The sequence below is a fragment of the Stenotrophomonas sp. HMSC10F06 genome (assembly GCF_001807865.1).
Taxonomy (GTDB): Bacteria; Pseudomonadota; Gammaproteobacteria; order Xanthomonadales; family Xanthomonadaceae; genus Stenotrophomonas; species Stenotrophomonas bentonitica_A.
In genome coordinates, this window is sequence record NZ_KV791261.1 from 78113 (window position 1) to 104417 (window position 26305).

Consider the following 26305-nt stretch of genomic DNA (forward strand, 5'->3'; position numbering starts at 1 on the left):
CATCGAGGTTGCTGTGTTGCTACTCTAGATCCGACCTGATCGAGCCCATCCCATGAACACTGTCGCCGCCACCGCCAACCTCGTCGGCATCACCGGCATCGCCCGCCGCCTGGTCCAGGACGGCGCGCTGGACGAAGCCGCCGCCCGCACCGCCATGGCCGACGCCACTGCCGCCCGGCAGCCGCTGCCGCAGTGGTTCGCGGAGAAGAAGCTCGTCACCGCCGCACAGCTGGCGGCCGCCAATGCGCTGGAGTTCGGCATGCCGCTGCTGGACGTGTCCGCGTTCGACAGCAGCCACAACGCCATGAAGCTGGTGAGCGAGGAGTTGCTGCGCAAGCACCACGTGCTGCCGCTGTTCAAGCGCGGTGGCAGGTTGTTCGTGGGCACCAGCAACCCGACCCATTCGCTGGATGAGATCAAGTTCCACACCAACCTGGTGGTCGAGCCGATCCTGGTGGACGAGGAACAGATCCGCCGCACGCTGGAGCAGTGGCAGACCACCCAGGACACCCTGGGCTCGGCGCTGGGCGGCGGCGACGATGACATGGGCGACCTGGATGTCTCGGCCGGCGACGAAGAAGGCGGTACCACCGATGCGGGGATCGACGCCAAGGGCGATGACACCCCGGTCGTCAAATTCATCAACAAGGTCCTGATCGACGCCATCCGCAAGGGCGCCTCGGATATCCATTTCGAACCCTACGAAGACGACTATCGCGTGCGCCTGCGCATCGATGGTCTGCTCAAGAACGTGGCCAAGGCCCCGGTCAAGCTCAACCAGCGCATCGCCGCGCGCCTGAAGGTGATGGCGCAGCTGGATATCGCCGAGAAGCGCGTGCCGCAGGATGGGCGCATCAAGCTCAACCTCTCCAAGACCCGCCAGATCGACTTTCGCGTCAGTACGTTGCCGACCCTGTTCGGCGAGAAGGTGGTGCTGCGTATCCTCGATGGCAGCGCTGCCAAACTGGGCATCGACAAGCTCGGGTATGAGCCGGCGCAGCAGAAGCTGTTCCTGGATGCGATCCACAAGCCGTACGGCATGGTGCTGGTCACCGGCCCGACCGGCTCGGGCAAGACCGTTTCGCTGTATACCGCGCTGGGCATCCTCAACGATGAGACGCGCAACATTTCCACCGCCGAAGATCCGGTGGAAATCCGCCTGCCCGGCGTCAACCAGGTGCAGCAGAACGTCAAGCGCGGCATGACGTTCGCCGCGGCGCTGCGCTCGTTCCTGCGCCAGGATCCGGACATCATCATGGTCGGCGAAATCCGCGACCTGGAAACGGCCGAGATTGCGATCAAGGCGGCGCAGACGGGCCACATGGTGCTATCCACGCTGCATACCAACGATGCCCCGCAGACCATCGCGCGCCTGATGAACATGGGCATCGCGCCGTACAACATCACCAGCTCGGTGACCCTGGTGATCGCCCAGCGCCTGGCGCGCCGGCTGTGCAACCACTGCAAGCGCCCGGTGGAGCTGCCGGCCAACGCGCTGCTGGCCGAGGGCTTCACCCAGGCCCAGCTGGACGCGGGCATCAAGCTGTTCGAGCCGGTCGGCTGCGATGAGTGCACCGAAGGCTACAAGGGCCGTACCGGTATCTACCAGGTGATGCCGATGACCGACGAGATCTCCACGATCGTGCTGGCCGGTGGCAATGCGCTGCAGATCGCCGAGGCCGCGCAGCAGGCCGGGGTGAACGATCTGCGCCAGTCCGCGTTGGCCAAGGCCGCCGCCGGGGTGACGGGTCTGGCGGAGATCAACCGGGTCACCAAGGATTGATCAGCGCGGTTGGCTGATACGGAAAGGCCCGCGCAAGCGGGCCTTTCTGGTTCTGGGCTGGCGGATGCTGGGTCGCCACCCATGGGGTGGCGCTACTCCATGCCGAGCTTTTTCAGTTTGTAGCGCAGCGCGCGGAAGGTGATGCCCAGCTGGGCTGCGGTACGCGTCTTGTTCCAGCGGTTTTCTTCCAGCGCCTTCTGGATCGCGGTGCGCTCCATCTGTTCGATATAGGAGGGCAGGGCGCCGTTGCCGGCCGGCAGGTCGACCACGGCTTCTTCCTGGGTGGCGGGCGCGCTGCCGGCCCCGAAGCGCGGCGCGTGCTGGGGCAGGCGCAGGTCGCTGGCACCGATGCGGTCTTCCTCGGCAAGCGCCAGGGCACGCTCGAGGATGTTCTCCAGCTCGCGCACGTTGCCGGGGAAGTGGTACTGGGCCAGGGCGTCCAGCGCCGAGGGCGCCAGCAGCGGGGTCGGGCGGCCGTGGGTCCGGGCCAGCCGGGCCAGGATCGAGGCGGCGAGTGCGGGCAGGTCGCTGCGGCGTTCGCGCAGTGGCGGCACGCGCAGTTCGATCACGTTGATGCGGTAATACAGGTCGTGGCGGAAGCGCCCATCTTCGACCAGTTCGCCCAGGTCCTTGTGCGTGGCCGAGAGGATGCGCACGTCGACCGGCACCTCGGTGGCGGCGCCGACCGGACGGATCGATTTCTCCTGGATCGCGCGCAGCAGCTTGACCTGCATCTGCAGCGGCAGTTCGGCCACTTCATCCAGGAACAGGGTGCCGCCATGCGCCGCCTGGAACAGGCCGGGTTTGTCGGCATGCGCGCCGCTGAAGCTGCCTTTCTTGTGGCCGAAGAATTCGCTCTCCATCAGTTCCGACGGAATGGCGCCGCAGTTGACCGGCACGAAGGCGCCGGGCGCACGGGCGCTCTGCGCGTGGATCGTGCGCGCGACCAGTTCCTTGCCGACGCCGGATTCGCCAAGGATGTAGACCGGCGCCTGGCTGCGCGCGACCTTGCCGATGGTGGCGCGCAGCACATCCATTGAGGGTGAGTCGCCGAGCAGGCGTGCGGCCTGTTCCGGCGCGAGCGGTGCGGGGGCGGGGCGCTCGGTGTTGTTGAGTTCCAGCGCGTGCTTGACCAGGCCGCGCAGCACCGAGATGTCGACCGGCTTGCTGACGAAATCGAAGGCGCCGGCCTTCAGGGCTTCCACCGCCAGGTCCATGCTGCCGAAGGCGGTGATCATCGCCACCGGCGTGCGCGGGTAGTGCTGCGCGATCTCGGTGACCAGCTCGATGCCGTTGCCGTCGGGCAGGCGCATGTCGGTGATGCACAGGTCGTACGGGTTGCTGGCCAGCAGTTCACGGGCTTCGGCGAGGTTGGCCGCGGTGCTGATGCGCAGGCCCATGCGGCCCAGGGTCAGTACCAGCAGTTCGCGGATGTCACGCTCGTCATCGACGACGAGGGCGCTGCGGGTGTCATTCATAAGGAAGGAAGATAGCCGAGGGCGGTCATTGGCGACAAATGTTTGACGGAGGCGACCGGGTATGCGCCGCTCATCCGGCCATCATCGTGTGCGGGCCGGCCAGCACGAGCCGGAAACAGGCGCCACCGGCAGGCACCGAGACGTACTCCAGCCGTGCCTGGTTGGCGCGGCACAGCTCGCGGGCGATATACAGGCCCAGCCCGGTGCCGTGCTCGGAGGTGGTGAAGAAGGGACGGAACAACTGGCTGGCGACCGTCTCGGGAATGCCCGGGCCACGGTCCATCACATCGATGATGGCGGTGCGCTCCTGGCGCGCCACGCGCAGCCGCACGCGGGCCGGCTCATCGGCCACGCGGCCGTATTTGAGCGCGTTGTGGACCAGCACGGTGAGGATCTGGTGCAGGTGGCGCGGGTCGACCAGCGCGTGCACCGAGGTCTCGCTGATGATCGGTTCCACGCTGTCGGTTTCCAGCGACAGGCCCTGCTTGTACTCCAGTACGAAGCGGCGCACGAACGCGGCCAGGTCCACGTTCTCCGGGTTGGCGCGTTCGCGCCGCGCCAGTCCGAGCACGCTTTCGACGATGCCGTTGGTGCGCTGGCATTGCTGGTTGATGATCTGCAGCAGGCGGCGGTCGGTGTCGCCGATATCGGTGGATTCTTCCAGCAGCTGCGCGGCGTAGTTGATCGCTGCCAGCGGGTTGCGGATCTCATGGGCCAGGCTGGCCGAGAAGCGTCCCATCGCCGAGAGCGTCAAGGACTCGGCACGCCGCGAGACCACGGTCGAGTCATCCAGGAACACCAGGGTGAGGTCGCTGCCGGCCAGCAGGCGGGCGAAGCGTGGCTGCACTTCGGGTTGGTCCGGCGAGAGCTGCAGGGGCATCTCTTCATTGGTCCAGCCATTGCGCCAGCGCAGCAGCCGGCGGCTCAGCTCGGGCGCGGCACTGCCCAGTTCCAGCCGGCCGCTGCCACTGTTGCCGTCGGCATCGCCAAGCAGGGTGGAGGCCGCTTCGTTGGCCAGCGTGATGCGGTTGGCCCCGTCCACCACGATCACGCCGGTGCGCATGCGGCGGATGATCAGTTCGTTGATCTGGAACAGGTTGGCCACTTCATCGCCGCGCTGGTTGGCCAGTTGCTGGTTCATGCGGGCGCGGTTGCCGACCTGGTAACTGATGAAGGCGATGGCCAGGTAGCTGGTGACGAACATGGCCAGTTCGGCCAGCGTGCGGGTCGGGTCGCCGCCTTCGATCTGTTTCCAGAGATACTCGCCGGCGGTGGCGGCACTGGCGGCCGCGGCCAGGCCCAGCCCCATGCTCAATGGGAGCAGCGTCGCGGCGGCGGCGATATTGAACAGCAACGACATCGAGATGCCCGCGCTGGCCCCGGGCAGGGCATGGGCGAGCAGGGTGGCGGCGATGATGTCGGCGGCCACGCTCCACACCACGATGGTGCGCAGCCAGCGCTCGTTGCGGCCGAACAGCAGCACCAGCACCGCCACCGCCAGATAGCCGCTGGCCACGAACGTGGCCAGCCGGGGGTGGTCGGCGGTTCCCACCAGGCCGCTCAGCGGGCTGAACAGCAGCGCGCCGATGACGGTGGCCATCAGCAGGCGGTACAGCGCGAAGAAATACAGCTCGCGCCGCGGTATCGATTCGATGCGGTCGATCAATGAAGCACTGGGTGACACGCCGGAACTCCCCTTCTGGCATGGGGGCAGTGTAGGGGGTCCGGCCGGGTTTGGGGGCCAGTGGCCGGGGTGGGGTGTGTGAAGGCCGGACCGCGTGCGGGTGCCTGCAGGCTGCGCGGGCGTGCCGCGGGCGACCCGGGTGGCTGTTTCCGGCACCTGCCGCAACTGTCTGAAATTGCGCTGAAAACGGTGCCTGGCCGGTGTCTTGCCACTGGCTTCTTTGCGCCTGCGCGCCGGGTCGTCCACAATAGTGGGCCCGCCGCGGTCCTTACCGGCGCCCCCGTGAGGGAGCCTTGGAGATGCGTGCGGTCGTTCCTATTCCCACGGTGACGCATGAATTTCCACGAATACCAGTCAAAACAGCTGCTTGCCGAGTACGGCATTCCCGTTCCGGCCGGCAAGGTCGCGGCTACCCCGGACGAAGCGGTTGACGCTGCCAACGCCCTGGGCCAGGGCCCCTGGATGGTCAAGGCGCAGATCCACGCTGGCGGCCGCGGCAAGGCTGGCGGCGTCAAGTTCTGCAAGACCACCGACGACGTGAAGGCCGCTGCGGCCAAGATGCTCGGCACCAAGATGGCCACCTACCAGACCGCCGGCGTTGAACTGCCGGTCAACCTGGTGCTGGTGACCACCGCTGGCGAGATCGTCAAGGAACTGTACCTGTCGGTGCTGGTTGACCGTGGCACCAAGACCATCACCTACATCGCTTCTTCGGAAGGCGGCGTGGAGATCGAGCAGGTCGCCGCTGAAACCCCCGAGCTGATCCACTCGCTCAACGTTGATTTCGTTGAAGGCGTGCAGGGTTACCACGGCCGTGATTTCGGCTTCAAGCTGGGCCTGACCGCCAAGCAGGCCGGCCAGTTCGCCAACATCATGGTGAACCTGTACCGCCTGTTCAACGAAAAGGACCTGGCCCTGGTTGAAATCAACCCGCTGGCCATCCTGGACGACGGCAACCTGTACGCGCTGGACGGCAAGTTCGACAGCGACGACAACGCCGCGTTCCGCCAGAAGGCCCTGGTCGCCATGCGCGACAAGACCCAGGAAGATCCGACCGAAGTGATCGCTTCGGAGCTGGACATCAACTACGTCACCATGGACGGCAACATCGGCTGCATGGTCAACGGCGCCGGCCTGGCCATGGCCACCATGGACGTCATCAAGCTCAACGGCGGCGAGCCGGCGAACTTCCTGGACGTGGGCGGCGGTGCGAACAAGCAGCGTGTCATTGAAGCCTTCAAGCTGATCCTGTCCTCGGACAAGGTCGAAGGCATCTTCGTCAACATTTTCGGCGGCATCGTCCGCTGCGACATGATTGCCGAAGGCATCATCGCGGCCGTGAAGGAAGTGGGCGTCAAGGTTCCGGTCGTGGTGCGCCTGGAAGGCACCAACGTGGAAGAAGGCAAGCAGCTGCTGCGCGACAGCGGCATGGCCATCATCCCGGCTGACAACATCAACGATGGCGCCAAGAAGATCGTTGAAGCTGTCAAGAACGCCGCCTGATCCCGACACCAAGGAATTCCCATGTCTGTTTTGATTAACAAGAACACCAAGGTGATCGTGCAGGGCTTCACCGGCCAGCAGGGCACCTTCCACGCCACTCAGATGATCGAGTACGGCACCCAGGTTGTTGGCGGCGTGACCCCCGGCAAGGGCGGCACCACCCACATCGACCTGCCGGTCTTCAACACCGTTGCCGACGCCGTGCAGAGCACCGGCGCCAATGCCTCGGTCATCTACGTGCCGCCGCCGTACGCGGCTGATGCGATCCTGGAAGCGGCGGCTGCCGGCATCCAGGTCATCGTGTGCATCACCGAAGGCATCCCGGTGCTGGACATGCTGCGCGTCAAGAACGTGCTGACCCGTTCGCATCCGGACACCGTGCTGATCGGGCCGAACTGCCCGGGCGTCATCACCCCGGGTGAGTGCAAGATCGGCATCATGCCGGGCCACATCCACCAGCCGGGCAAGATCGGCATCGTGTCGCGTTCGGGCACCCTGACCTATGAAGCGGTCAAGCAGACCACCGAAGTCGGCCTGGGCCAGTCCACCTGCATCGGCATCGGTGGTGACCCGATCAACGGCCTGAACTTCGTCGACTGCCTGAAGCTGTTCAACGAAGATCCGCAGACCGAAGGCATCATCATGGTCGGCGAAATCGGCGGTGACGCTGAAGAAGCCGGTGCCGAGTACATCAAGAACCACGTGAAGAAGCCGGTCGTCGGTTTCATCGCGGGCGCCTCGGCTCCGGCCGGCAAGCGCATGGGCCACGCCGGTGCGATCGCATCGGGCGGCAAGGGCACTGCCGAAGGCAAGTTTGCTGCCATGGAAGCTGCTGGCGTCGTGACCGTCCGTTCGCCGGGCGACCTGGGCGCTGCCATCGCCAAGCTGGTGAAATAAAACGCCGGCCGCACCGCGGCCGACTCGTGGGTAGAGCTGACCGTTGGTCAGCCGCCGGTAGAGCTGACCGTTGGTCAGCTGCCCGTAGAGCTGACCGTTGGTCAGCTACCGGTAGAGCCGACCGTTGGTCGGCTGCACCAACCAGAAAGGCCGCCTCCGGGCGGCCTTTCTGCGTTCAAGGCGACACCGTGACGATAGGTCCCCACGGTTGTTCGGTACGCACACCACGTAGTCCCGGCCGCTGGCCGGCGCCGCATCGTGCTGCCGCCGAATGCGTGGTTGCCGGCCAGCGGCCGGCACTACAATGAGCGCAGTACACCTACAGGCTGGAACCCCATGACGTCGCTCCGCATTGCCCTGGCGCAGTTCGATTTCCCGGTTGGCGCGGTGGCGCAGAACACCGACAACATCATCGCGATGATCGCCGAGGCGCGCGATGAGTACGGTGCCGAGCTGGTGGTGTTCCCCGAGCTGGCGATCAGTGGCTACCCGCCGGAGGATCTGCTGCTGCGCCCGGGCTTCCTGTACGACTGCCAGCAGGCGCTGGAGCGCATCGCGGCGGCCACCACGGGGATCGCGGCCGTGGTCGGTTGGCCCCAGGCAGCCGGCGCGGTGGTCTACAACGCGGCCAGCGTGCTGCGCGACGGCAAGGTCGAGCACACTTACCGCAAGCGCGAGCTGCCCAACTACGCGGTGTTCGATGAGCGCCGCTATTTCGATGTCGATCCGGACGGCGGCAGCTGCGTGTTCGAACTGAAGGGCGTGCCGGTCGGTGTACTGGTCTGCGAGGACCTGTGGTTCGCCGAACCACTGGCCGATACCGTCCGCGCCGGCGCACAGCTGGTGGTCGTGCCCAATGCCTCCCCGTATGAGCGCGGCAAGCACGCCCAGCGCGACGCGCTGCTGGCCGAGCGTACCCGTGAGAGCGGGGCCGCGATCGCCTACCTCAACGTGGTGGGCGGCCAGGACGCGCTGGTGTTCGATGGCGCCTCGGTGGTCGCCGATGGGGATGGCACGGTGCACCCGGCCGCCGCGGCCTTCACCGACCAGTGGCTGGTCGTGGATTACGACGCGGGTGCGCGCCGCTTCCTGCCGCGCGAGTGGATCGACGATGGCGACGAGAGCATGGACGCGCTGGCCTGGCGTGCGGTGACCCGCGGTATCCAGGATTACTGCCGCAAGAACGGCTTCAAGAAGGTCTGGCTGGGCCTGTCCGGCGGCATCGATTCGGCGCTGGTGCTGGCGATGGCGGTGGACGCGCTGGGCGCGGCCAACGTCACCGCGGTGCGGCTGCCGTCGCGCTACACGGCGGATATGTCCAACGACCTGGCGGCCGAACAGTGCCGCGCGCTGGGCGTGACGCTGGAAGCGGTCTCGATCGAGCCGGTGTTCGAAGGCCTGATGGCCGCGCTGGGCCCGATGTTCGAGGGGCAGGCGGCGGATGTGACCGAAGAGAACCTGCAGTCGCGCAGCCGCGGCGTGATCCTGATGGCGCTGTCCAACAAGTTCGGCGGGCTGCTGCTGACCACCGGCAACAAGAGCGAGTATGCGGTCGGCTACGCCACCATCTACGGCGACATGTGCGGTGGCTATGCGCCGCTCAAGGACCTGTACAAGACCGAGGTGTTCGGCCTGTCCAAGTGGCGCAACACCGTAGGCGGTGCGCCGGTGATCCCACCGGCGGTGATTTCCCGCCCGCCCTCGGCCGAGCTGCGCGCCAACCAGACCGACCAGGATTCGCTGCCGGCCTATGACGTGCTGGACGGCATCCTGTACCGCTACGTGGACCAGGAGCAGTCACGCGAGGAGATCGTGGCCGCCGGCTACGCCGCCGAGGTGGTGGACCGTGTGCTGCGCCTGGTGCGCACCAGCGAGTGGAAGCGCCACCAGGCAGCCCCGGGGCCGAAGGTCTCGCGCCGGGCGTTCGGGCGTGAGCGGCGGTACCCGATCAGTAACGGGTACAAGGGCTGAGCTGCCTGGCGAGGAGCGATTGCCGGCTACGGTGACGTATCCAGCAACGCTTCCAGTGCGGTGATTTCTTCCAACGCGTCGTAGGCCGGCGCGCCGGCCTCCAGGCGCGCGCGCACGAAGGCGAGGCCATCGGCTGCCGCTGCGTCCAGCGTGCCGCGGTGATCGACCGGGTAGGCGCGGAACGCGACCGGTTCCCCGCGCAGCGCCAGGCCAGCGGCGTACAGAAGCGTGGTGACATAGGGCACATCGCGGTCCTGGCGCCCGTGGCCGAGCATCAATGGCTGGCTGAAGCCGCGCCGTGGCACGCCCAGATAATCGTGCAGCAGCGTCCAGATGCCAGGCACGGTGTACAGCGGCGCGCTGAACATGTCGCCGGTATTGGCGCCTTCCAGCAGCGTGCTCAGGGCACCCAGGCAGTGCTGGCGGGCCAACGCGACGCGTGCGCGCCCGTGTTCGGACAGTACCTGGTCGATGTGTGGCGCAAGCTGCAGCAGACCGTCCAGCAGGTAGGCGTGGTACGCATTGAGCGCGCCGGGATTGGCTGTGAGGTTGTCAGGTTTCATCACCAGTGCGGTCAGTTCCACGGCAGTGGGGGTGCCGGTGGTGAAACTGCCCCGGTACTCCAGCGACGGGCCGCCGTAGCCAGGCCCGATATGGCCGGCGGCGAGCGCGGCCGCCCCTCCCTGGGAGTGGCCCACCGAGACCCAGCGCGGGGCGAGGGTCGCCGGGCCGAGGTACTGACGGCTGGCCTTGATCATGTCGATGGTGTTGCGCGCAGCGGTCCCGACGTGGAGATAAGCATGCTCGCCGGGGCTGCCCAGCCCCTGGTAGTCGGCGGCTGCCACGGCGTAGCCCCGGGCCAGGAACTGGTCGAGGAAGCGGCCATCGCGCTCGGGCTGGAAGGGACCGGAAACCGATGGCGCACAGTGATCGGCAACGCCCTGGGTGCCATGCGCCCAGGAGACGACCGGCCAGCCACCGGGGGGTGCAGTGCCCGCTGGCAGGTACAGAAGACCCGTGCCTTGGGCCAGGTGGCCGTGGTGGTCGGGGGTGCGATAGCTCAGCTTGTAGGCACGGGCGGCCCGGGAAGGCACCCAACTGGCCTGATAGGACTCGGCCGAGATGAGATCGCCTGCCTGCGACGGCGCAGTGGAACCGGCTGCACCGGCTGCACCGGCGGCGAGGCCGAGGGTGGCGGAGACGAACACGAGGGATGCGGCGCGCAGATGGACGATCTTGAGCATCATGCAGACTCCTTGCGGGCGGGTGTGGCCGTGAGGTGTCAGTCTGAATAGCGCGGATCGTTGGCGCTGAGATGCCAGTCCCAGAAGGAGCGGCTTGGGAAACGTCCCTTGACGGAAAAGGCCCCTTTCGGGGCCTTTTTTGTCTTACTTGCGATTCATCGTGGCGTTGCGTTCGCCGGTACTGGCGGACTTCTCGCCGGCAAACGGGTTCAGCTTGCGGACCATCCACGGGTACTTCGGCCAGTTGCCCTGCAGCCACGGGTGGTCGGGCTGGTTCAGCTCGAGCACGCGGCGGGCATCGTCGGCCAGGGTCTTGTTGCCCAGGCGGGTGTAGGCCTCGCCCAGCGCGGCCACGGCGTCGTACTGGAACGCGCTCTGCGGGTAGTTTTCCAGCAGGAAGTTGGCGCGGCCGGCGGCCGAGACGTAGGCCTCGCGGCGCAGGTAGTACAGGGCGTTGTCCAGCTCGTACTGGGCGAACACGTCGCGCAGGGCGATCATCCGCTGGCGCGCATCGGCGGCGTAGCGGCTGTTGGGGTAGCGCTCGGTGACGATGGTGAAATCGGCATAGGCCTGGCGCGGGCTCGACAGGTCGCGGCGGCTCGGGTCCAGCGACCAGACGCGGCGCAGGAAGACCGTGTCGCGGTTGCCATTGGCCAGGCCGCGCAGGTAGTACATGTAGGCGATGTTGCGGTGGGTCGGGTAGGTACGGATGAAGCGGTCCACGCTGGACACCGCGTCATCGTGCTTGCCGGCCTTGTACTGCGCGTAGGCGCTCTCGATCATGGCCTGCTCGGTGTACGGGCCATACGGGTACTGGGCTACCAGGCGGCGGAAGCTGGCTTCGGCACCGCTCCAGTTCCCCCCTTCCATGAGCTTGTGGCTCTTCTCATAGAGCGTTTCGACCGGCAGGCCTTCATCCGGATTCTTGCCCTTGGTGCCGCGGTGACAGCCGGTGGCGACGAAGAGCAGCACCAGCATCAGGGCGGCGAGGCGGACGGGCGCGGACAGCATAACGGAGCGTCGGATCATGGGGTCAGGGCGGGACGCGGCTGGAATACGAAGGGTCGATGATAGCCTAGTGGCCTGTCCCGCGACTGAAACTGGTCGGCCGGACCCCAAAATTGTCCCTATTGCGGTGTTCCCCCATGTCCGATACCCCTGCTGATTCCGATTCCCCCCGCCAGGCCATCGTGCCCGATACCGCCGCCGGCCGGCGTTTCGACGCGGTCCTGGCCGAGCTGTTCCCCGAATTCTCCCGGTCCAAGCTGACCGAGTGGATCAAGTCCGGGGACGTCCTGCTGGACGGCGACACCGTGCGCGGGCGCGACCCGGTGCGCGGCGGCGAGGTGGCCAGCCTGCATGTCGTGCTCGACACCCAGACCCATGCCGAGCCGGAGGACATCCCGCTGGAGGTCCTGTACGAGGACGAGCACGTGTTCGTGATCAACAAGCCGGTCGGCCTGGTGGTCCATCCCGGCGCGGGCAACCCGACCGGTACCCTGGTCAATGCGCTGCTGTTCCGCAACCCCTCGCTGTCGGTGCTGCCGCGCGCGGGCATCGTGCATCGCCTGGACAAGGACACCAGCGGCGTGATGGTGATCGCCCGCACGATCCAGGCGCAGACCGCACTGGTGGAGCAGCTCTCCGCCCGTGAAGTGCACCGCCAGTACCTGGCCGTGGTGGTGGGTGCGCTGGTCTCCGGCGGCACCGCGACCGCCGGCATCGACCGCCACCCGCGCGACCGCATCCGCATGGCCGTGCGCGAAGACGGCAAGGAAGCGATCACGCATTACCGCCTGCGCGAGCGTTTCCGTGCGCACACCGCGCTGGAGTGCCGCCTGGAAACCGGCCGTACCCACCAGATCCGCGTGCACATGGCGCACCTGCGTCACCCGATCATCGGCGATCAGCTGTATGGCGGTGCGCTGAAGCTGCCCAAGGGCGCCAGCGATGAACTGGTCGCCGAGCTGCGCGGCTTCAAGCGCCAGGCGCTGCACGCTGAAACGCTGGAATTCGTGCACCCGATCACCGGTGAGAAGATTACCAACAGCGCGCCGCCGCCGGCTGACATGCAGGCCCTGCTGCACGCCCTGCGCGAAGACAGCAAGCGCTTCGCCGAGCAGGAACGCAACCGCCGCTGATGGACGCCACCGTGCCCGTGCTGCGCGCCGACTGGCAGGCCCCGAGCGGGGTTCATGCGCTGACCACCCTGCGTTTCGGCGCGGGCGGTTCGGTGGCGCCGTTCGACCAGTTCAACATGGGCAACCGGTACTCGGCCGATGGTGACGACCCGGCGCAGGTGCAGCGCAACCGTGACCTGCTGGTGCCCGGGCTGGGCCTGCCCTCGGCGCCGCATTGGCTGCGCCAGGTGCATGGCACCGGCGTGCGCCGCTTCACCGCGCCGCCGACCGCCACGGGTGTGGAGGCTGAACCGACTGCCGATGCCGCCGTGACCTCGGTGCCGGGCGTGGTGCTGGCGATTCTCACCGCCGACTGCCTGCCGGTGGTGTTCGCCGCGCGCGATGGCGGTGAGATCGGCGCCGCCCATGCCGGGTGGCGCGGGCTGGCCGATGGGATGCTGGAGGCCACCGTGGCCGCCCTGCAGACCCCGCCCGCGCAGCTGCAGGCGTGGCTCGGGCCGGCCGCCGGGCCGGCGCTGTACGAGATCGGCGAGGACGTGTTCGAGGCCTTCGCGGAGCGCGACGAGGGCGCTGCGGCGGCATTCGTGGCAACACGGCCGGGGCACTGGAAGGTCGACCTGTACGCGTTGGCCCGCCGGCGCCTGCAGGCCGCCGGGCTGGACCCGGCCAGCATCAGTGGCGGGCAGTACTGCACGCTGGCCGATCCGCAGCGGTTCTACTCGCACCGGCGCGACCGCCGCACCGGGCGCATGGCGACCCTGGGGTGGATCGCGCCGTGACCGTCTGAACGATCGTGACGAGCCGGCCAGCGGCCGGCACTACCGTACGCGCGTCCGGTAGCCCGGCGGCATCACCCTTCCAGGGCGTGAAGATACGTCTGCCGCCAATGATTGATGTCGTAGGTGCGCAGGTGGTCCATCATCGCCTGCCAGCGCTCCACGCGCTTCTTCAGCGGCATCGTCGCGGCCGTGGCGATCGCATCGGCCACGCCATCGAGGTCATGTGGATTGACCAGCAGTGCCTGCTTGAGTTCATCGGCAGCGCCGGCCAGCAGTGACAGCACCAGTACGCCCGGATTCTCCGGATCCTGCGAGGCGACGTATTCCTTGGCGACCAGGTTCATGCCGTCGCGCAACGGGGTCACCAGGCCCACCGCCGCCGCCCGGTAGAAGCCGGTCAGGGTGGCATGGGTGAAGTTCTGGTTGACGTAGCGCAGCGGGGTCCAGTCCGGCGCGGCATGCCCGCCGTTGATGTGGCCGGCGATCTGTTCCAGCTGGCCGCGCAGCTGCCGGTACTCGGTGACATCGCCACGGGATACCGGGGCGATCTGCAGATACGTGAGCGAGCCATGCTGGTCCGGGTGGCGTTCCAGATACCGCTCGAAACCCTGGAAGCGTTCGGGCAGGCCCTTGGAGTAGTCCAGCCGGTCCACGCCGATCGCCAGCTGGCGATTGCGCAGGCTGCCGCGCAGGTCCTTGACCGCTGGCTTGTTCGCCCCGGCCTTGGCCTGCCGCGCAATGAACTCGGTATCGATGCCGATCGGGAAGGCCGCGGCGCGGAAGCGTCGGCCACCGGGCGCTTCCAGCTCGCCATCGGGCAGCACCCGGCCGCCACCGAACAGGCGCACGTAGGACTGGAAACGGTCCGCATCGCGCTGGGTCTGGAAGCCGACCAGGTCATAGGCGTACAGGCTGGAGAACAACCGCAGGTGGTCGGGCATGGCCTGCAGCAGGTCCGCCGAGGGCATCGGCACATGCAGGAAGAAGCCGATCCGGCAGCCGATGCCACGCTCGCGCAGCAGCGAGGCGAGTGGGATCAGGTGGTAATCGTGGATCCAGACGATGTCGTCTTCGCGCAGCAGCGGGGCGAGCTTCTCGGCGAACAGCGCGTTGACCCGGCGGTACGTTTCGCGCGTCCCGCGGTCGTAGTCGACCAGGTCCAGCCGGAAGTGCAGCAATGGCCACAGCGTGCGATTGGCGAAGCCGTTGTAGTAGCCGTCCACGTCGCGCTTGTTGAGGTCCATGGTGACGTAGCGGATGTCACCGTCCACCTGCTCGTGCAGCGTGCCGCTGTTGTCGCGTACCGACTTGCCGCTCCAGCCGAACCACAGGCCGCCACGTTCCTTGAGCGCGGCGAGCAGGCCGACCGCCAGGCCGCCGGCGCGGGATTCACCGGGAACGGCGACCCGGTTGGACACGACGACCAGGCGGCTCATGATGCCTCCTGCCAGCTGCGCGACAGGCGCATGGCGGCGGTGATCAGGCCCACGTGCGAATAGGTCTGCGGGAAGTTGCCCCAGGCCTCGCCATTGTCAAAGGCCAGGTCTTCGGAGAGCAGGCCCAGGTGATTGCGGCGCTCCAGCAGCATCTCGAACATCTCGCGCGCTTCGTCCAGGCGACCGATCGCGGCAAGCGCATCGATGTACCAGAAGGTGCAGATGGTGAAGCTGGTTTCCGGTTCGCCGAAGTCATCCGGCGCCACGTAACGGTACAGCGCGTTGCCATGTTTGAGATCGCGGCCGATCGCCTCGACGGTGGCGACAAAGCGTGCGTCGGTGGCGTCGATGAACCCGATGTCGGCCAGCAGCAGCAACGAGGCATCCAGGCGGTGGCCACCGAAGGTATCGGTGAAGTGCCCGAGCGCTTCGCTCCACGAGTCGCGCATGATCCGCGCATGGATGATGTCGGCTCGCTCGCGCCAGTAGGTGGCGCGATCATCCAGCTTCAGTCGCACCGCGATCTTGCACAGGCGGTCGCAGGCGGCCCAGCACATCGCGCTGGTGTAGGTATGCACTTCGGTGCGGCCGCGGAACTCCCACAGCCCGGCATCGGGCACGTCATGCAGGGTGAAGGCCTGCTCGCCGAGCGGCTCCAGCCGCGCGAAGGTGTGTGCATCGCCCGGGTCCTGCAGGCGGCGATCGAAGAACAGCTGCGTGGAGGCGAGCACCACGCTGCCGTAGACATCGTGCTGGCGCTGCACCCAGGCCAGGTTGCCGCGGCGCACCGGCCCCATGCCGCGGTAGCCGGACAGCGAGGGGACTTCGCTTTCTTCCAGCTTGGCCTCGAAGCTGATGCCGTACAGCGGCTGCAGGCTGCCATCGGCGGTGGCCAGGTTGAAGATGTAGCCCAGGAACTGCTCCATCGTGCGCGTGGCGCCGAGGCGGTTGAGCGTACGCACCACGAAGGCGGCATCGCGCAGCCAGCAATAGCGGTAATCCCAGTTGCGGATGCTGCCGGGCGCTTCGGGAATGGAGGTCGTCATCGCGGCGATGATCGCGCCGCTGTCTTCGTACTGGCACAGTTTCAGCGTGATCGCGCTGCGGATCACCGCGTCCTGCCATTCCAGCGGGATGGACAGATAGCGCACCCATTCGCGCCAGTAGTCGCGCGTGCGCTGGAAGGATTCCTGCACGTAACCACTGAGCGAACGGTTGAGCGATTCGTCCACCCCCAGCACCAGGTGCACCGGGTGGTTGAGCACGAACGGCAGGCCGTCGCGCACGAAGCGCAGCGGCACATCCGTGGTCAGGCGCAGCACGTGGTCGGGCAGCACCCAGCGGATGTGGTTGCTGCCCCAGGTCGAATCGGGAACGCGCGCGCCCCAGTCGGCCAGTGGCCGGGCGCGCACGATGATGCGCGGGTTGCCGGACAGCGGGCGGACCTGGCGGATCAGGCTGACCGGCCGGTAGAAGCGGTCGTTCTGGCGCCAGCGCGGCGCGAAATCGATGATTTCCAGCGCGCCGCCATGCTTGTCGCGCAGCACGGTGCGCAGGATGGCGGTGTTGGTCAGGTAGCTCTGTTCGCTCTCGACCATGTCCTCCAGCTCGATGCCGAAGTCACCGCCCTCTTGTTGATTGGGGCCAAGCAGGGCGCAGAAGGTGGGGTCGCCGTCGAAGGTCGGCAGGCAGCTCCAGACGACGCGCGCGTGCTTGTCGATCAGCGCGCCGAAGCTGCCATTGCCGACCACGCCCAGATTCAGATCGGGTTCGCTCATGATGCAGGAAGTCTCGTGTCATGCCGCGGCGGCACACCGGTGGGGGAGACCTGCGCGCGGCGTCAGGGGGCCTTGGGGTCAAGGCATCAGTAGGCATTCTCGCGAAGCCAGGCGTGGACGCTGCGTATCGTCGGCAGCGAAAACACCGCATCGCTCGGCTCGCGCGCACCGACCAGCACGCTCCAGCCATGCAGGTCATTGGCCGCGCCGAAGCCGAATTCATCGGTGAGGTCATCGCCGACGAACACCGGCATGCGATCACGGAACGGCGGCTGCAGCATCAGCTGCCGCATCGCACGCCCCTTGTCGCTGCCCTCAGGCAGGAATTCGATCACATGGTCGCCCGGCTGCAGCCGATAGCCGCCATGCCCGCGGATATGCCGTTCGGCAAACGCACGCACGTCATTGGCGGCATGCGGAGCACCACGCCAATGCAGGGCCAGGCTGCGGCCCTTGTCTTCAACGAGCACGCCGGGGTAGCCGTGCGCGAACCGCATCGCCTGCTGGTGCAGGGCGTGCAGCCACTCACTGGTATCGGCGGAGGGATCACTGCTCTGCGCGCGCTGCTCGTGGTTGCGCAGCTCGTGGCCATGCAGGCCGGCGGCGGGCAGGCTCAGGGGCGCAAACAGCTTGTCCAGCTGCGCCAGCGGTCGGCCGCTGATCAGCGCGACCGCGCCATCCAGGCGGTCGCTGATGCGCCCGATCGCCTCACGCACATCCGGCAGCAGCGCGACCGACTCGGGGTCGTCCGCGAATTCGATAAGGGTGCCATCCACGTCCAGGAACAGCGCACAGGCATCGTCCAGCAGCGGCGGCGGCGGACGTTGGGGGAAGTCGTTGGCCATGGTGACCAACATGCCAGCGTGGATGTGATCGCCAGGTCATGGCATCACCCACGCATCCTCCCGTTCACCACCGGTAGAGCCGACGGTCAGCCGGCTGCACCAACCCGGTAGAGCCGACCGTCGGTCGGCTGCACCAACCCGGTAGAGCCGACCGTTGGTCGGCTGCACAAACCCGTTAGAGCCGACCGTCGGTCGGCTGCACAAACCCGGTAGAGCCGACCGTTGGTCGGCTGCACCTCGTCAGAACGTATACCGCACGCGCCCGTAGTAATACGCACCATTGCTACCGATCGGTGACAGCACGTCATACGGCAGGTTGCCGAAGTAGTAGATATCGTCGTTGGACAGATCCGAGTAGTTGTCGGTCAGGTTCTGCCCGCCCAGCGCCACGCTCCACTGCGGGGTGATCTTGTATTCCACCTCGGCATCCAGCTGCCACTCGGCCCCGTAGGTCTGGCGCGGAATATAGCCATCACCGAAGTTGAACACGCGGGTGACGCTGCCATAGCGGCTCAGGCGGCTGCTCAGCGACCAGCGATCATCGGCCCAGCTGGCGGCCAGCGCGGCGCGGGTGCGCGGGGTGGCATCGGTCAGCGTATTGGTCTCTTCCACGCCGAACAGCACGTAGTCCGGGTCCAGCGCGAGCAGTCCCGGCGGGGTGGCGAGCACGTTCTTCAGCGTGGTCTTGGTGTAGGCGTAGGTGCCGGTCAGCACCAGCTCGCCATCGCCCAGCGACTGCCGCCAGTTGCTCACCAGTTCCGCGCCGCGGGTGCGGGTATCGGCGGCGTTGACGAAGAAGCTGGCGCTCTGCAGGCCGGCCACGCCGAACTGCTGCTGCACGTAGTCGGTCAGGGCATCACCGGTGATGCTTTCCGACAGTGCGATGCGGTCATCGATGTCGATCTGGAAGAAGTCCAGCGAGACATCGAAGTGCTCGCCGATACGGCTGGTGAAACCCAGGTTGGTGTTGAGCGACTTCTCCGGCTTCAGGTCGGTGGCGCCCAGGCCACGCGCGATCGGATTGTTCACCGACAGCACGCGGCCCTGCACCAGCTGGCCGGCCGCGTTGTAGCCGGTGGACGTGGATTCGTAGCCGATCTGTGCCAGCGACGGGGCACGGAAGTTGTTGGAGATCGCACCGCGCAGCGCGAAGGCCGGCGTGAATTCGTAGCGCAGGCCCAGCTTGCCGGTGAGCTCGCCACCGAAATCATCGCTGTGCTCGTAGCGTGCGGCCAGATCGCTTGAGAAATGCTCACCGAACTGGCTGGACAGGCTGGCGTAGGCGCTGGCGACATCGCGCGAGAGCGAGGTCGCATCCTGCGGGGTCAGGCCACCACCGGCCTGCGAGCCGGTCGGGCGATCGGTGAACGGACCCGCGGCATAACTGGTCGGATCACCCGGGCGGGTCTGGTAGTGGTCGCGGCGCGCTTCCAGGCCCAGGCCAAGGCTGTGGGTGATGCTCTCGCCCTGCGAGAAGACACGGCCGAGGTCGACGTTCGCGACCGTCAGCTCATTGCGGTAATCACCGGTCTTGAACCGGGTCGGGCTGGTCGGGCCCAGCGAGGCGTTGAGCGAGTTGCGCAGGCGGTAGGTGAACGTGTTGATGCCGTAATCCAGGCTCGCATCGTAGTTCCACTCGCCCCACTGGCCCTTCGCGCCGGCCACGGCCTGTACGTCGCGGTTTTCGCCCTCGGAGATCGGGCGGTAGCCGTTCGGGTAGATCTGCGCCCAGTTGGCGTCGCTGTCCGGATAGCGGAAGTAGTTCGCGCCTTCGCTGTCGCGCTGGTTGAAGGTGGCGAAGCTGTAGAACGTGGAGGTTTCACCGAACGGCAGCTGCGCGTTGTACCAGGCGTTCAGGTCCTTGGTCTTGCCATCGCCGAGCACGTAGTTGCGCTTGCCCTGCAGCGCAAGGTTGGTCGGGGTCTGGTCCCACGGCGGGATCTGGTCGAAGCCGGCGCGATTGGTGCCTTCATGATTTTTCAGCTCCAGGCCCACGCGCAGGAAGCCGCCCTCATCGCCCAGGCGGGTGCCGACCTTGGCACTGGCGTAGCTGGTCTGGCCGTCGGTGAGGGTGCGGTCGATCGGCTTGAGGTCGGTGTGGTTGGCGCCGAAGCTCGCTTCGAATGCACCGCCTTCCGGCGCGTCATCCAGGATCACGTTGATCACGCCGGCCACCGCATCGGAGCCGTACAGCGCACCGGCGCCATCGCGCAGCACTTCGATGCGCTTGATCGCGCTGACCGGGATCGCGTTGAAATCGACCGGGGTGGTGCCCTTGCCGATCTTGCTGTCGGTGTTGACCAGGGCGCTGCTGTGGCGGCGCTTGCCGTTGACCAGCACCAGCACCTGATCGGGCGAGAGGCCGCGCAGCTGGGCGGCCCGGATGTGGTCGGCACCGCCGGAGTTGGACTGGCGCGGGAAATTGAACGAGGGCAGCAGCGCCTGCAGGGCGCTGCCCAGCTCGCCATTGACCACGCCGGCCTTGCGGATGTCCTCGGCGGTGAGCACATCCACTGGCGAGGTGGATTCCAGCACGGTCCGGTCAACGGCACGGGTGCCGGTGACGATCACGGTGTCCAGCGTTTTGGCGGTGTTCGGCGCGTCCTGCGCAAGTACGTCCTGGGCGAGCAGGGGGGAGGTAAGGACGAGCGCGATGGCAAGGCCAAGGCGCGACGCGGACGGACGGGACATGCGGACTCCAGCGGGACGACGAGGGGAGGGGCGGGGGGAGGGGGGAGGAGCCGGCGTTGCCGATCCACGATCGGCACTACCAATCCATCCGGATGAAGCGATATATTATCTTCGCGTGATGTCCCTGTGTGACGCAAGTCCCATCGGGGTGGTTATCAGCAGATAGCGATTGGCGATCTGCGCCGGACCGGGATGTCCGGCACGCTCCTTCCCCCTGCCTGTCCCCGAGTTTCCGGAGAGTTGTCCATGTCGTTCCGCGCCATCCTGATTGCCCTGGTCCTGGCCACCAGCGGCTGTGCCACCGCTGCCCCGGCCGCCAAACCCACTCCGCCAGCCGCCGCCACGGCGACCCTGCAGGGCGACGCCGCGCGCCCGGACGCTGCGGCCGGCTGGGTCCGCAGCGAGCTGTATTTCGGCGTGGGCGAAGAAACCGGCGTGGCCGACCGCCCGCAGACCGAGGGCATCAGTGACGCGCAGTGGCGCGCCTTCCTCGACAAGGAAGTCACCCCGCGCTTCCCGGACGGCCTGACCGTGTTCGATGCCTACGGCCAGTGGCTGTTCCGTGGCGCCGCCGAACCGAACCGCCTGCGCACCAAGGTGCTGGTGGTGTTGCACGAGAACACCCCGCAGCGCCGCGCCGACATCGAAGCGATCCGGCTGGCATGGAAGCAGGCCACCGGCCACCAGTCGGTGCTGTGGGCGCAGCAGGCGGTTGAAGTATCGTTCTGACCCAGGGCGCCGTAGCGGCGCTGCACGGAGCGATGATGAAACACGGCAATGCGATGCTGGCCGCGGTGTTGATGGGCGCGGCGGCAGCGTCCGCGCACGCGCAGGACGGCGCCCGGGCCCGGCTTCTGCTCGAGGTGGCTGGCGGCGTGCAGGTGCAGGCGACGCTGCAGGACGACGGCGGTATTGCCGTCGTACTGGCCCCGTCGGGCAAGCGTCAGGTGCTGCCGGGGGTGACCGACGCGGACGGCAACGCACGCCTGTCCGCCGAGGATGTCGATTTCGATGGTCACCCGGAGCTGGTCGCGCGCGCCGCGGTCGGCATGGTCAACGAAGCGGTCGCGGTGTACCGCTACGCTCCGGCGCGACAGGAACTGGTGGCGCTGGCGCCCATCGCGAACGACCGCGCGCAGTGCGGTGACCTGATGGGGCTGACGGTGGAGGCAGACAACCGCACCCTGAGCAGCAGCTGCCGCAGCGGGCCGATGTGGTACGTGGATCAGTACCGCTACGACGGCGGTCGCCTGTACCTGTACCGCGCCGAGCGCATGTTGATGCTCGACGATCTGCTCGAGCCGTACGTGTTCGTGAAGCAGACCGCCGACAGCGGTCCCCTGGCGGTCTGGAGCACCTTCGATCCTGAAGGCAACGTGCTGGAGACCGCGATCGGCGATGGTCTGGAGGCACCGCGCGCCGGCTCGCCGCTGCTGCGCATTTCCGGGCATGTGATGGTGGCGCGGCTGCCGTTGTACCGCCAGCCCGGTGATGCCACGACCCCGCGGTATCTGGTGCGCGATGACCGCGTGGAGCTGCTCGATGAGCGCGATGGCTGGGTGCAGGTAAGTTATGACCACCCCACGCGCGGCGCGGTGCTGGGCTGGGTGAACACGCAGCCGTGACCCAGCGCCGGCACGCGTAAGCCCACACGAGTGTCACTTGCCCGGGACTAGGCTGACGCTTCCCCCTCGTCGTGGAAGCATGTCATGAGCAAGCGCGTTGCCGAGATCGTGGTTGAGACCCTCCAGGCCGCCGGTGTCCGTCACTGTTACGGCATCGTCGGCGATACCCTCAACTACGTCACCGATGCCATCCATCACAGCGAGATCGAGTGGGTACACATGCGGCATGAGGAAGTGGCCGCGTTTGCCGCCGGTGCCGAGTCGCTGATCAGCGGGCAGCTCACCGCCTGCGCCGGCTCGTGCGGCCCGGGCGGGCTGCATTTCATCAATGGCGTGTTCGAGACCAACCGCAACCGCGCGCCGATGGTGCTGATCGCCAGCCAGGTGGTCACCGCCGAGCTGGGCATGGAGTTCCCGCAGGAAGTCGATTTCAAGGCGGTGTACGGCAGCTGCAGCGTGTTCTGCGAGCAGGTGCAGAGCGCCGAGCAGGCGCGCCGCGTGGTGACGTTGGCGTGCCAGGCGGCGATCAGCCGCCGCGGTGTGGCGGTGGTGATCCTGCCGGCCGACATCAGCGAAGCGGAGGTCAAGCACGATGTGCCGTTCTCGGTGCATTACACCCAGCCGGTGCTGCGCCCGTCGGACGATGAACTGCAGCGCATCGCCGCGTTGATCGGCGAGGGCAAGCGCATCGGCATCTACGCAGGTGCGGGCTGCGAACATGCGCATGATGCCCTGGTCGCGCTGGGTGCCCGGCTCAAGGCACCGATCGCGCATACCTCGCGCGCGAAGGACTTCGTGGAGTACGACAACCCGTACAACATGGGCATGACCGGCATCTTCGGCATCGAGTCCGGGTATCACACGCTGATGGCCTGCGACACGCTGCTGCTGCTCGGCGCGGACTTCGCGTGGGGCCAGTACTACCCGGACAAGGCCACGCTGATCCAGGTGGACCGCGATGGCAGCCATCTGGGCCGCCGGCATCCGGTGAATCTGGGCGTGGTGGGGGATATCGGCCCGACCCTGGAGGCATTGCTGCCACTGCTGCCCGAACGCGAGGACCGCAGCTTCCTGGATGAGTGCATGGAGCACCGCGAGAAGGCGCTGGCCACGCGGGCCAAGGAAGAGCAGCCGGGCGAGGGCGAGCTGATCCACCCGCAGCATCTCACCGCCCTGATCGACCGCCACGCTGCCGACGACGCGCTCTTTACCGCAGATGGCGGCTCGCCGATGGTCTGGATCCTGCGCCATATCCGCGTCAATGGGCGCCGCCGCACGCTGACCAGCCTGCTGCACGGCACGATGGCCAACGCGATGCCGCAGGCGCTGGGCCTGCAGAAGGCCTACCCGGGCCGCCAGGTGATTTCGCTGTCCGGTGATGGTGGCCTGGCGATGCTGCTGGGCGACCTGCTCACCGCCGTGCAGGAGAACCTGCCGATCAAGGTGGTGGTCTACAACAACAGCTCGCTGAATTTCGTCGAGCTGGAGCAGAAGGTCGAAGGCCTGCTGGACAACTACACCGACCTGAAGAACCCTGACTTCGGCCGCCTGGCCGAGGTGATCGGGTTCTACGGCCGCACCGTGACCCGCTCGGAAGACCTGGAGCAGGCCGTGCAGGACATCCTGGCCCATCCCGGCCCGGCGCTGCTGGACGTGCACACCAGCCCGACCGAGCTGGTGATGCCGCCGCAGGTGGAAGCCAAGCAGGTGGCCGGTACTGCCCTGTACGCGGCCAAGGCGCTGCTGAGCGGGCGGGTCGGGGATGTACGGGACCTGCTGGCGAACAACTTCCTCAACAAGCCCTGATCCCCACGCTCCGGTAGTGCCGGCCGCTGGCCGGCTCCCGCCATTGCCCGAAGCATTCTGAAGGAGCCGGCCCGCGGCCGGCTCTGCCCGGAGGCAATCGCGTATGCGATGAGCCATACATCCCGGCGTTCCATCGGTGTGCCTGTTACTGGGGGCGGCGAGGCCCTACCATCGGCTACCCCCTCCCCATGGCCGCCCCCGCGCATGTCCGCCTCCGCTCCCGTCCCCACCGGACGCCCCCGCTGGTTCGTCGCCGGCGATCTCAACGGTTTCTTCGGCCTGGTGGTCGACAACCTGTCCATCCTCGGCTTCATCGCGATGGCCCTGGTCGGCATTTTCCAGTTCCCCGCGGATGTGGTGTTCGGCCGCATGTTCCCGGGTACCGCCTTCGGCGTGCTGGTCGGCAACGTGCTCTACACCTGGATGGCGCGCCGCCTGGCCGCGCGCACCGGTCGCGATGATGTCACCGCGATGCCGCTCGGCCTGGACGCGCCGACCAGCATCGGCATGGCGCTGCTGGTGCTCGGCCCGGCCTTCCTCGCCTTCAAGGGCCAGGGCCTGGCCCCGCACGATGCAGCCATCGCCACCTGGCAGCTGGGCATGGCCTCGCTGGTGATCATGGGCGTGCTCAAGGTGATCCTGTCGTTCTTCGGCGAGGCGGTGACCCGCGCGCTGCCGCGCGCCTCGCTGCTCGGCTCGATCGCCGGCATCGCGATCGTGCTGATGGGCTTCCTGCCGCTGCTGGAAACGCTGCGCTCGCCGGTCGTCGGCTTCGTCACCTTGGGCCTGCTGCTGTACGTGCTGATCGCCAAGCGCAAACTGCCGATCCGCGCGCCCGGCGTGCTGGTCGCCTTCGTGTTCGGCACGATCCTGTATTACGGACTCGGCCTGGCCGGCCTGGGTGCGCCGGGCTTCAAGGTGCCTGAGTGGGTACCGCCGCAGGTGGTGCTGCCCTGGCCGACACTGGGGTTCATCGACGGCCTGCCGACCGCGATCACCTACCTGCCGCTGCTGCTGCCGTTCGGCCTGCTGATGGTGGTCGGTGGCATCAACGTTTCCGAAAGCGCGCGTGCGGCCGGTGATGATTACCGCACCCGCGACATCCTGCTGGTGGAGGCCGTCGCCACGCTGGTGGCCGGGTTCTGCGGCGGCGTCGCACAGACCACGCCGTACATCGGTCAGCCGGCCTACAAGCACATGGGCGCGCGCAGCGGTTACACGCTGCTGACCGGTCTGTTCGTCGGCATCGGCGGCATGCTGGGGGTGATTTCCGGGCTGGTGCAGTGGCTGCCGCTGGCCGTGCTGGCGCCGATCATCGTGTACGTGGCGATCGACATCACCACCCAGGCCTTCCAGGCCACGCCGCGCGAGCACGCCGGCGCGATGGTGCTCGGTTTCCTGCCTTCGGTGGCCTACCTGCTGGCGATCAAGGCCCCGGGCTGGATAGCCCCGGAACAGCTCGCGGCGATGACCACTACGCTGGACGGGCATGGCCTGCCGGAGCTGGCGGTGATCTTCACCCTGGGCAACGGCTTCATCATCACCTCGATGCTGTGGATCGCGGCGGTGGTGGCGATGATCGATGGGAAGCTGCTGCGCGCCTCCGGGTTCCTGCTGGTGGCGGCGGTGCTGACCCTGTTCGGCCTGATCCACTCGGTGGATCCGCGCGGTGGCATCTATCTGCCGTGGCAGCTGGAGGGCCTGCCGAAGATCATCAGCTGGCAGTTCACTGGCGCGTACGTGGCACTGGCCGGATTGCTGGCGCTGTTGTCGCTGCAGAAGCAGCCTTCAGAACGCACGTAGCGCTCTCGTAGTGCCGGCCGCTGGCCGGCTGCGTTTCATTGTGCTCACGACCAACGGTCGTGAGTTACCGAATGGGGCGAGTCTGCTGCGGAGCCAGCCAGCCAGCCAGCGGCCGGCCCGGCATCATTGCTCGCCATCCAGCTCCGGGTAATGCCGGAAGATGCCGTTGGTGTTGAACGCCAGGCGTCGTTCCGAGGCGAGATAGGCGGCGATGTTGGGCCGGGCTTCCACCCGGTCCTTCAGGGCGCGCAGTTGCGGCAGCGTCGGCCAAAGGGCCTGCATGCGGCGCGGGAACATGTACTCCAGCCCGCTCAGCAGCTGGAACAGCGACAGATCGACATAGGAGTGCTCGCGCAGCGGATGACGCCCACCGTTGTGCTTGAGCACGTTCTCGAAGTAACCGAGGAACTTGGGCATGCGCTCGGCGCGCATCGACGCCGCGCGCGCCTTGGCTTCGTGTTTCTGGTCGTCGTAGTACTTCGAGGCCGCGATCGGGTGGTGGGTGTCATGCACCTCGGCCACCAGATCGGCGATGGTCAGCTGCAACTGCAGGGCCTGCTGCCGCCGTGAACTGGCATCGGGCACCAGGCCGAGTTCCGGTCCCAGATGATCCAGGATCGCGCCGACCTGGGCGATCACCTGCCGGCCAGTGCGCAGGAATGTTGGGGCAAACGGCTGCAGGCCCTCGACCTTGCCGTCCAGATACGGCTGCATCACGGCATCGCCGTGGACCCGCGCCATATCCGTGTAGCCCGCGCCCGCATCCTCCAGCGCCAGCCGCACGAACTCGCCGCGGCCCTGGATGCCGGTCCAGTAATACAGTTCGTAATGCATGCAGCCA

The 26305-nt window shown here is 67.2% G+C and carries 19 protein-coding genes; 10 read left to right on the forward strand and 9 right to left on the reverse strand.

Features of this window, described 5'->3' with window-relative positions; all coding sequences use genetic code 11:
• Positions 1–52 precede the first annotated feature (52 nt).
• The gene (gene pilB, locus HMPREF3113_RS05225; protein WP_070471226.1) at positions 53–1783 is read left to right on the forward strand and encodes a type IV-A pilus assembly ATPase PilB; all 1731 of its coding nucleotides are present in this window, start codon (positions 53–55) and stop codon (positions 1781–1783) included.
• A 92-nt stretch (positions 1784–1875) separates the two neighbouring features.
• Here pilB and HMPREF3113_RS05230 read toward each other — a convergent pair whose 3' ends face one another.
• Together HMPREF3113_RS05230 and HMPREF3113_RS05235 are read right to left on the reverse strand one after the other, a co-directional pair.
• Complete coding sequence (locus HMPREF3113_RS05230) at positions 1876–3261, reverse strand: sigma-54-dependent transcriptional regulator (RefSeq protein WP_046273839.1); 1386 nt, start codon at positions 3259–3261, stop codon at positions 1876–1878.
• Positions 3262–3331: 70 nt separating this feature from the next.
• Complete coding sequence (locus HMPREF3113_RS05235) at positions 3332–4945, reverse strand: sensor histidine kinase (protein WP_070425791.1); 1614 nt, start codon at positions 4943–4945, stop codon at positions 3332–3334.
• 333 nt (positions 4946–5278) lie between these two features.
• Between HMPREF3113_RS05235 and sucC the strand changes: the two genes are divergently transcribed.
• From sucC to HMPREF3113_RS05250, 3 genes are all read left to right on the forward strand, one after another.
• Positions 5279–6448, forward strand: a complete 1170-nt coding sequence (gene sucC, locus HMPREF3113_RS05240) for an ADP-forming succinate--CoA ligase subunit beta (RefSeq protein ID WP_019183942.1) — start codon at positions 5279–5281, stop codon at positions 6446–6448.
• 21 nt (positions 6449–6469) lie between these two features.
• Complete coding sequence (sucD, locus tag HMPREF3113_RS05245; RefSeq protein WP_019183943.1) at positions 6470–7345, forward strand: succinate--CoA ligase subunit alpha; 876 nt, start codon at positions 6470–6472, stop codon at positions 7343–7345.
• Positions 7346–7681: 336 nt separating this feature from the next.
• Positions 7682–9316: an NAD+ synthase gene (locus HMPREF3113_RS05250; protein WP_019183944.1), complete on the forward strand. Its 1635-nt coding sequence runs from the start codon at positions 7682–7684 to the stop codon at positions 9314–9316.
• A 26-nt stretch (positions 9317–9342) separates the two neighbouring features.
• On the opposite strand, the gene HMPREF3113_RS05255 is transcribed toward HMPREF3113_RS05250, so the two are convergent.
• Entirely contained in the window at positions 9343–10563 is a 1221-nt protein-coding gene (locus HMPREF3113_RS05255) for a lipase family protein (RefSeq protein ID WP_070471228.1), read from the reverse strand.
• A gap of 141 nt (positions 10564–10704) precedes the next feature.
• Positions 10705–11589, reverse strand: a complete 885-nt coding sequence (locus HMPREF3113_RS05260) for an outer membrane protein assembly factor BamD (protein WP_026069896.1) — start codon at positions 11587–11589, stop codon at positions 10705–10707.
• Between the two features lie 116 nt (positions 11590–11705).
• On the opposite strand from HMPREF3113_RS05260, the gene rluD reads away from it, so the two are divergent.
• Together rluD and pgeF are read left to right on the forward strand one after the other, a co-directional pair.
• The gene (gene rluD / locus HMPREF3113_RS05265) at positions 11706–12701 is read left to right on the forward strand and encodes a 23S rRNA pseudouridine(1911/1915/1917) synthase RluD (protein WP_070471230.1); all 996 of its coding nucleotides are present in this window, start codon (positions 11706–11708) and stop codon (positions 12699–12701) included.
• Positions 12701–13480, forward strand: a complete 780-nt coding sequence (pgeF, locus tag HMPREF3113_RS05270) for a peptidoglycan editing factor PgeF (RefSeq protein ID WP_070471233.1) — start codon at positions 12701–12703, stop codon at positions 13478–13480. Before rluD ends, pgeF begins: the two co-directional genes overlap by 1 nt.
• A gap of 71 nt (positions 13481–13551) precedes the next feature.
• On the opposite strand, the gene otsA is transcribed toward pgeF, so the two are convergent.
• The 4 genes from otsA to HMPREF3113_RS05290 all read right to left on the reverse strand — a co-directional run bounded on the left by otsA (position 13552) and on the right by HMPREF3113_RS05290 (position 20230).
• Positions 13552–14916 (reverse strand): alpha,alpha-trehalose-phosphate synthase (UDP-forming), encoded by a 1365-nt coding sequence (otsA, locus tag HMPREF3113_RS05275; RefSeq protein WP_070471234.1) that lies wholly within the window; start codon positions 14914–14916, stop codon positions 13552–13554.
• A complete protein-coding gene (locus HMPREF3113_RS05280) occupies positions 14913–16694 on the reverse strand; it encodes a glycoside hydrolase family 15 protein (RefSeq protein ID WP_070471236.1) in 1782 nt (593 codons plus the stop codon). Before HMPREF3113_RS05280 ends, otsA begins: the two co-directional genes overlap by 4 nt.
• 86 nt (positions 16695–16780) lie before the next feature.
• Positions 16781–17539, reverse strand: a complete 759-nt coding sequence (gene otsB / locus HMPREF3113_RS05285; protein ID WP_070427450.1) for a trehalose-phosphatase — start codon at positions 17537–17539, stop codon at positions 16781–16783.
• Between the two features lie 240 nt (positions 17540–17779).
• Positions 17780–20230 (reverse strand): TonB-dependent receptor plug domain-containing protein, encoded by a 2451-nt coding sequence (locus tag HMPREF3113_RS05290; protein WP_070471238.1) that lies wholly within the window; start codon positions 20228–20230, stop codon positions 17780–17782.
• Between the two features lie 246 nt (positions 20231–20476).
• Here HMPREF3113_RS05290 and HMPREF3113_RS05295 point away from each other — a divergent pair, with 246 nt between their 5' ends.
• From HMPREF3113_RS05295 to HMPREF3113_RS05310, 4 genes are all read left to right on the forward strand, one after another.
• Positions 20477–20959, forward strand: a complete 483-nt coding sequence (locus HMPREF3113_RS05295) for a DUF3574 domain-containing protein (RefSeq protein WP_070471240.1) — start codon at positions 20477–20479, stop codon at positions 20957–20959.
• 35 nt (positions 20960–20994) lie between these two features.
• On the forward strand, positions 20995–21855 hold the full coding sequence (locus tag HMPREF3113_RS05300; RefSeq protein ID WP_070471242.1) for an XAC2610-related protein: 861 nt from the start codon (positions 20995–20997) through the stop codon (positions 21853–21855).
• Positions 21856–21939: 84 nt separating this feature from the next.
• The gene (locus HMPREF3113_RS05305; protein WP_019186278.1) at positions 21940–23661 is read left to right on the forward strand and encodes a ubiquinone-dependent pyruvate dehydrogenase; all 1722 of its coding nucleotides are present in this window, start codon (positions 21940–21942) and stop codon (positions 23659–23661) included.
• Positions 23662–23865: 204 nt separating this feature from the next.
• On the forward strand, positions 23866–25464 hold the full coding sequence (locus tag HMPREF3113_RS05310) for a SulP family inorganic anion transporter (RefSeq protein WP_019186124.1): 1599 nt from the start codon (positions 23866–23868) through the stop codon (positions 25462–25464).
• A 123-nt stretch (positions 25465–25587) separates the two neighbouring features.
• On the opposite strand, the gene HMPREF3113_RS05315 is transcribed toward HMPREF3113_RS05310, so the two are convergent.
• A complete protein-coding gene (locus HMPREF3113_RS05315) occupies positions 25588–26298 on the reverse strand; it encodes a glutathione S-transferase (RefSeq protein WP_070471244.1) in 711 nt (236 codons plus the stop codon).
• Positions 26299–26305: the final 7 nt, after the last annotated feature.

Excerpts from the sequence above, each read along its gene's own strand:
- HMPREF3113_RS05250 (WP_019183944.1), top strand. The coding sequence starts at position 7,682 with ATGACGTCGCTCCGCATTGCCCTGGCGCAGTTCGATTTCCCGGTTGGC.
- pgeF (WP_070471233.1), top strand. The coding sequence starts at position 12,701 with ATGGACGCCACCGTGCCCGTGCTGCGCGCCGACTGGCAGGCCCCGAGC.
- HMPREF3113_RS05230 (WP_046273839.1), bottom strand. The coding sequence starts at position 3,261 with ATGAATGACACCCGCAGCGCCCTCGTCGTCGATGACGAGCGTGACATC.
- sucC (WP_019183942.1), top strand. The coding sequence starts at position 5,279 with ATGAATTTCCACGAATACCAGTCAAAACAGCTGCTTGCCGAGTACGGC.
- HMPREF3113_RS05305 (WP_019186278.1), top strand. The coding sequence starts at position 21,940 with ATGAGCAAGCGCGTTGCCGAGATCGTGGTTGAGACCCTCCAGGCCGCC.
- otsB (WP_070427450.1), bottom strand. The coding sequence starts at position 17,539 with ATGGCCAACGACTTCCCCCAACGTCCGCCGCCGCCGCTGCTGGACGAT.
- HMPREF3113_RS05300 (WP_070471242.1), top strand. The coding sequence starts at position 20,995 with ATGAAACACGGCAATGCGATGCTGGCCGCGGTGTTGATGGGCGCGGCG.
- otsA (WP_070471234.1), bottom strand. The coding sequence starts at position 14,916 with ATGAGCCGCCTGGTCGTCGTGTCCAACCGGGTCGCCGTTCCCGGTGAA.
- rluD (WP_070471230.1), top strand. The coding sequence starts at position 11,706 with ATGTCCGATACCCCTGCTGATTCCGATTCCCCCCGCCAGGCCATCGTG.
- sucD (WP_019183943.1), top strand. The coding sequence starts at position 6,470 with ATGTCTGTTTTGATTAACAAGAACACCAAGGTGATCGTGCAGGGCTTC.
- HMPREF3113_RS05290 (WP_070471238.1), bottom strand. The coding sequence starts at position 20,230 with ATGTCCCGTCCGTCCGCGTCGCGCCTTGGCCTTGCCATCGCGCTCGTC.
- pilB (WP_070471226.1), top strand. The coding sequence starts at position 53 with ATGAACACTGTCGCCGCCACCGCCAACCTCGTCGGCATCACCGGCATC.
- HMPREF3113_RS05310 (WP_019186124.1), top strand. The coding sequence starts at position 23,866 with ATGTCCGCCTCCGCTCCCGTCCCCACCGGACGCCCCCGCTGGTTCGTC.
- HMPREF3113_RS05260 (WP_026069896.1), bottom strand. The coding sequence starts at position 11,589 with ATGATCCGACGCTCCGTTATGCTGTCCGCGCCCGTCCGCCTCGCCGCC.
- HMPREF3113_RS05255 (WP_070471228.1), bottom strand. The coding sequence starts at position 10,563 with ATGATGCTCAAGATCGTCCATCTGCGCGCCGCATCCCTCGTGTTCGTC.
- HMPREF3113_RS05280 (WP_070471236.1), bottom strand. The coding sequence starts at position 16,694 with ATGAGCGAACCCGATCTGAATCTGGGCGTGGTCGGCAATGGCAGCTTC.
- HMPREF3113_RS05295 (WP_070471240.1), top strand. The coding sequence starts at position 20,477 with ATGTCGTTCCGCGCCATCCTGATTGCCCTGGTCCTGGCCACCAGCGGC.
- HMPREF3113_RS05315 (WP_070471244.1), bottom strand. The coding sequence starts at position 26,298 with ATGCATTACGAACTGTATTACTGGACCGGCATCCAGGGCCGCGGCGAG.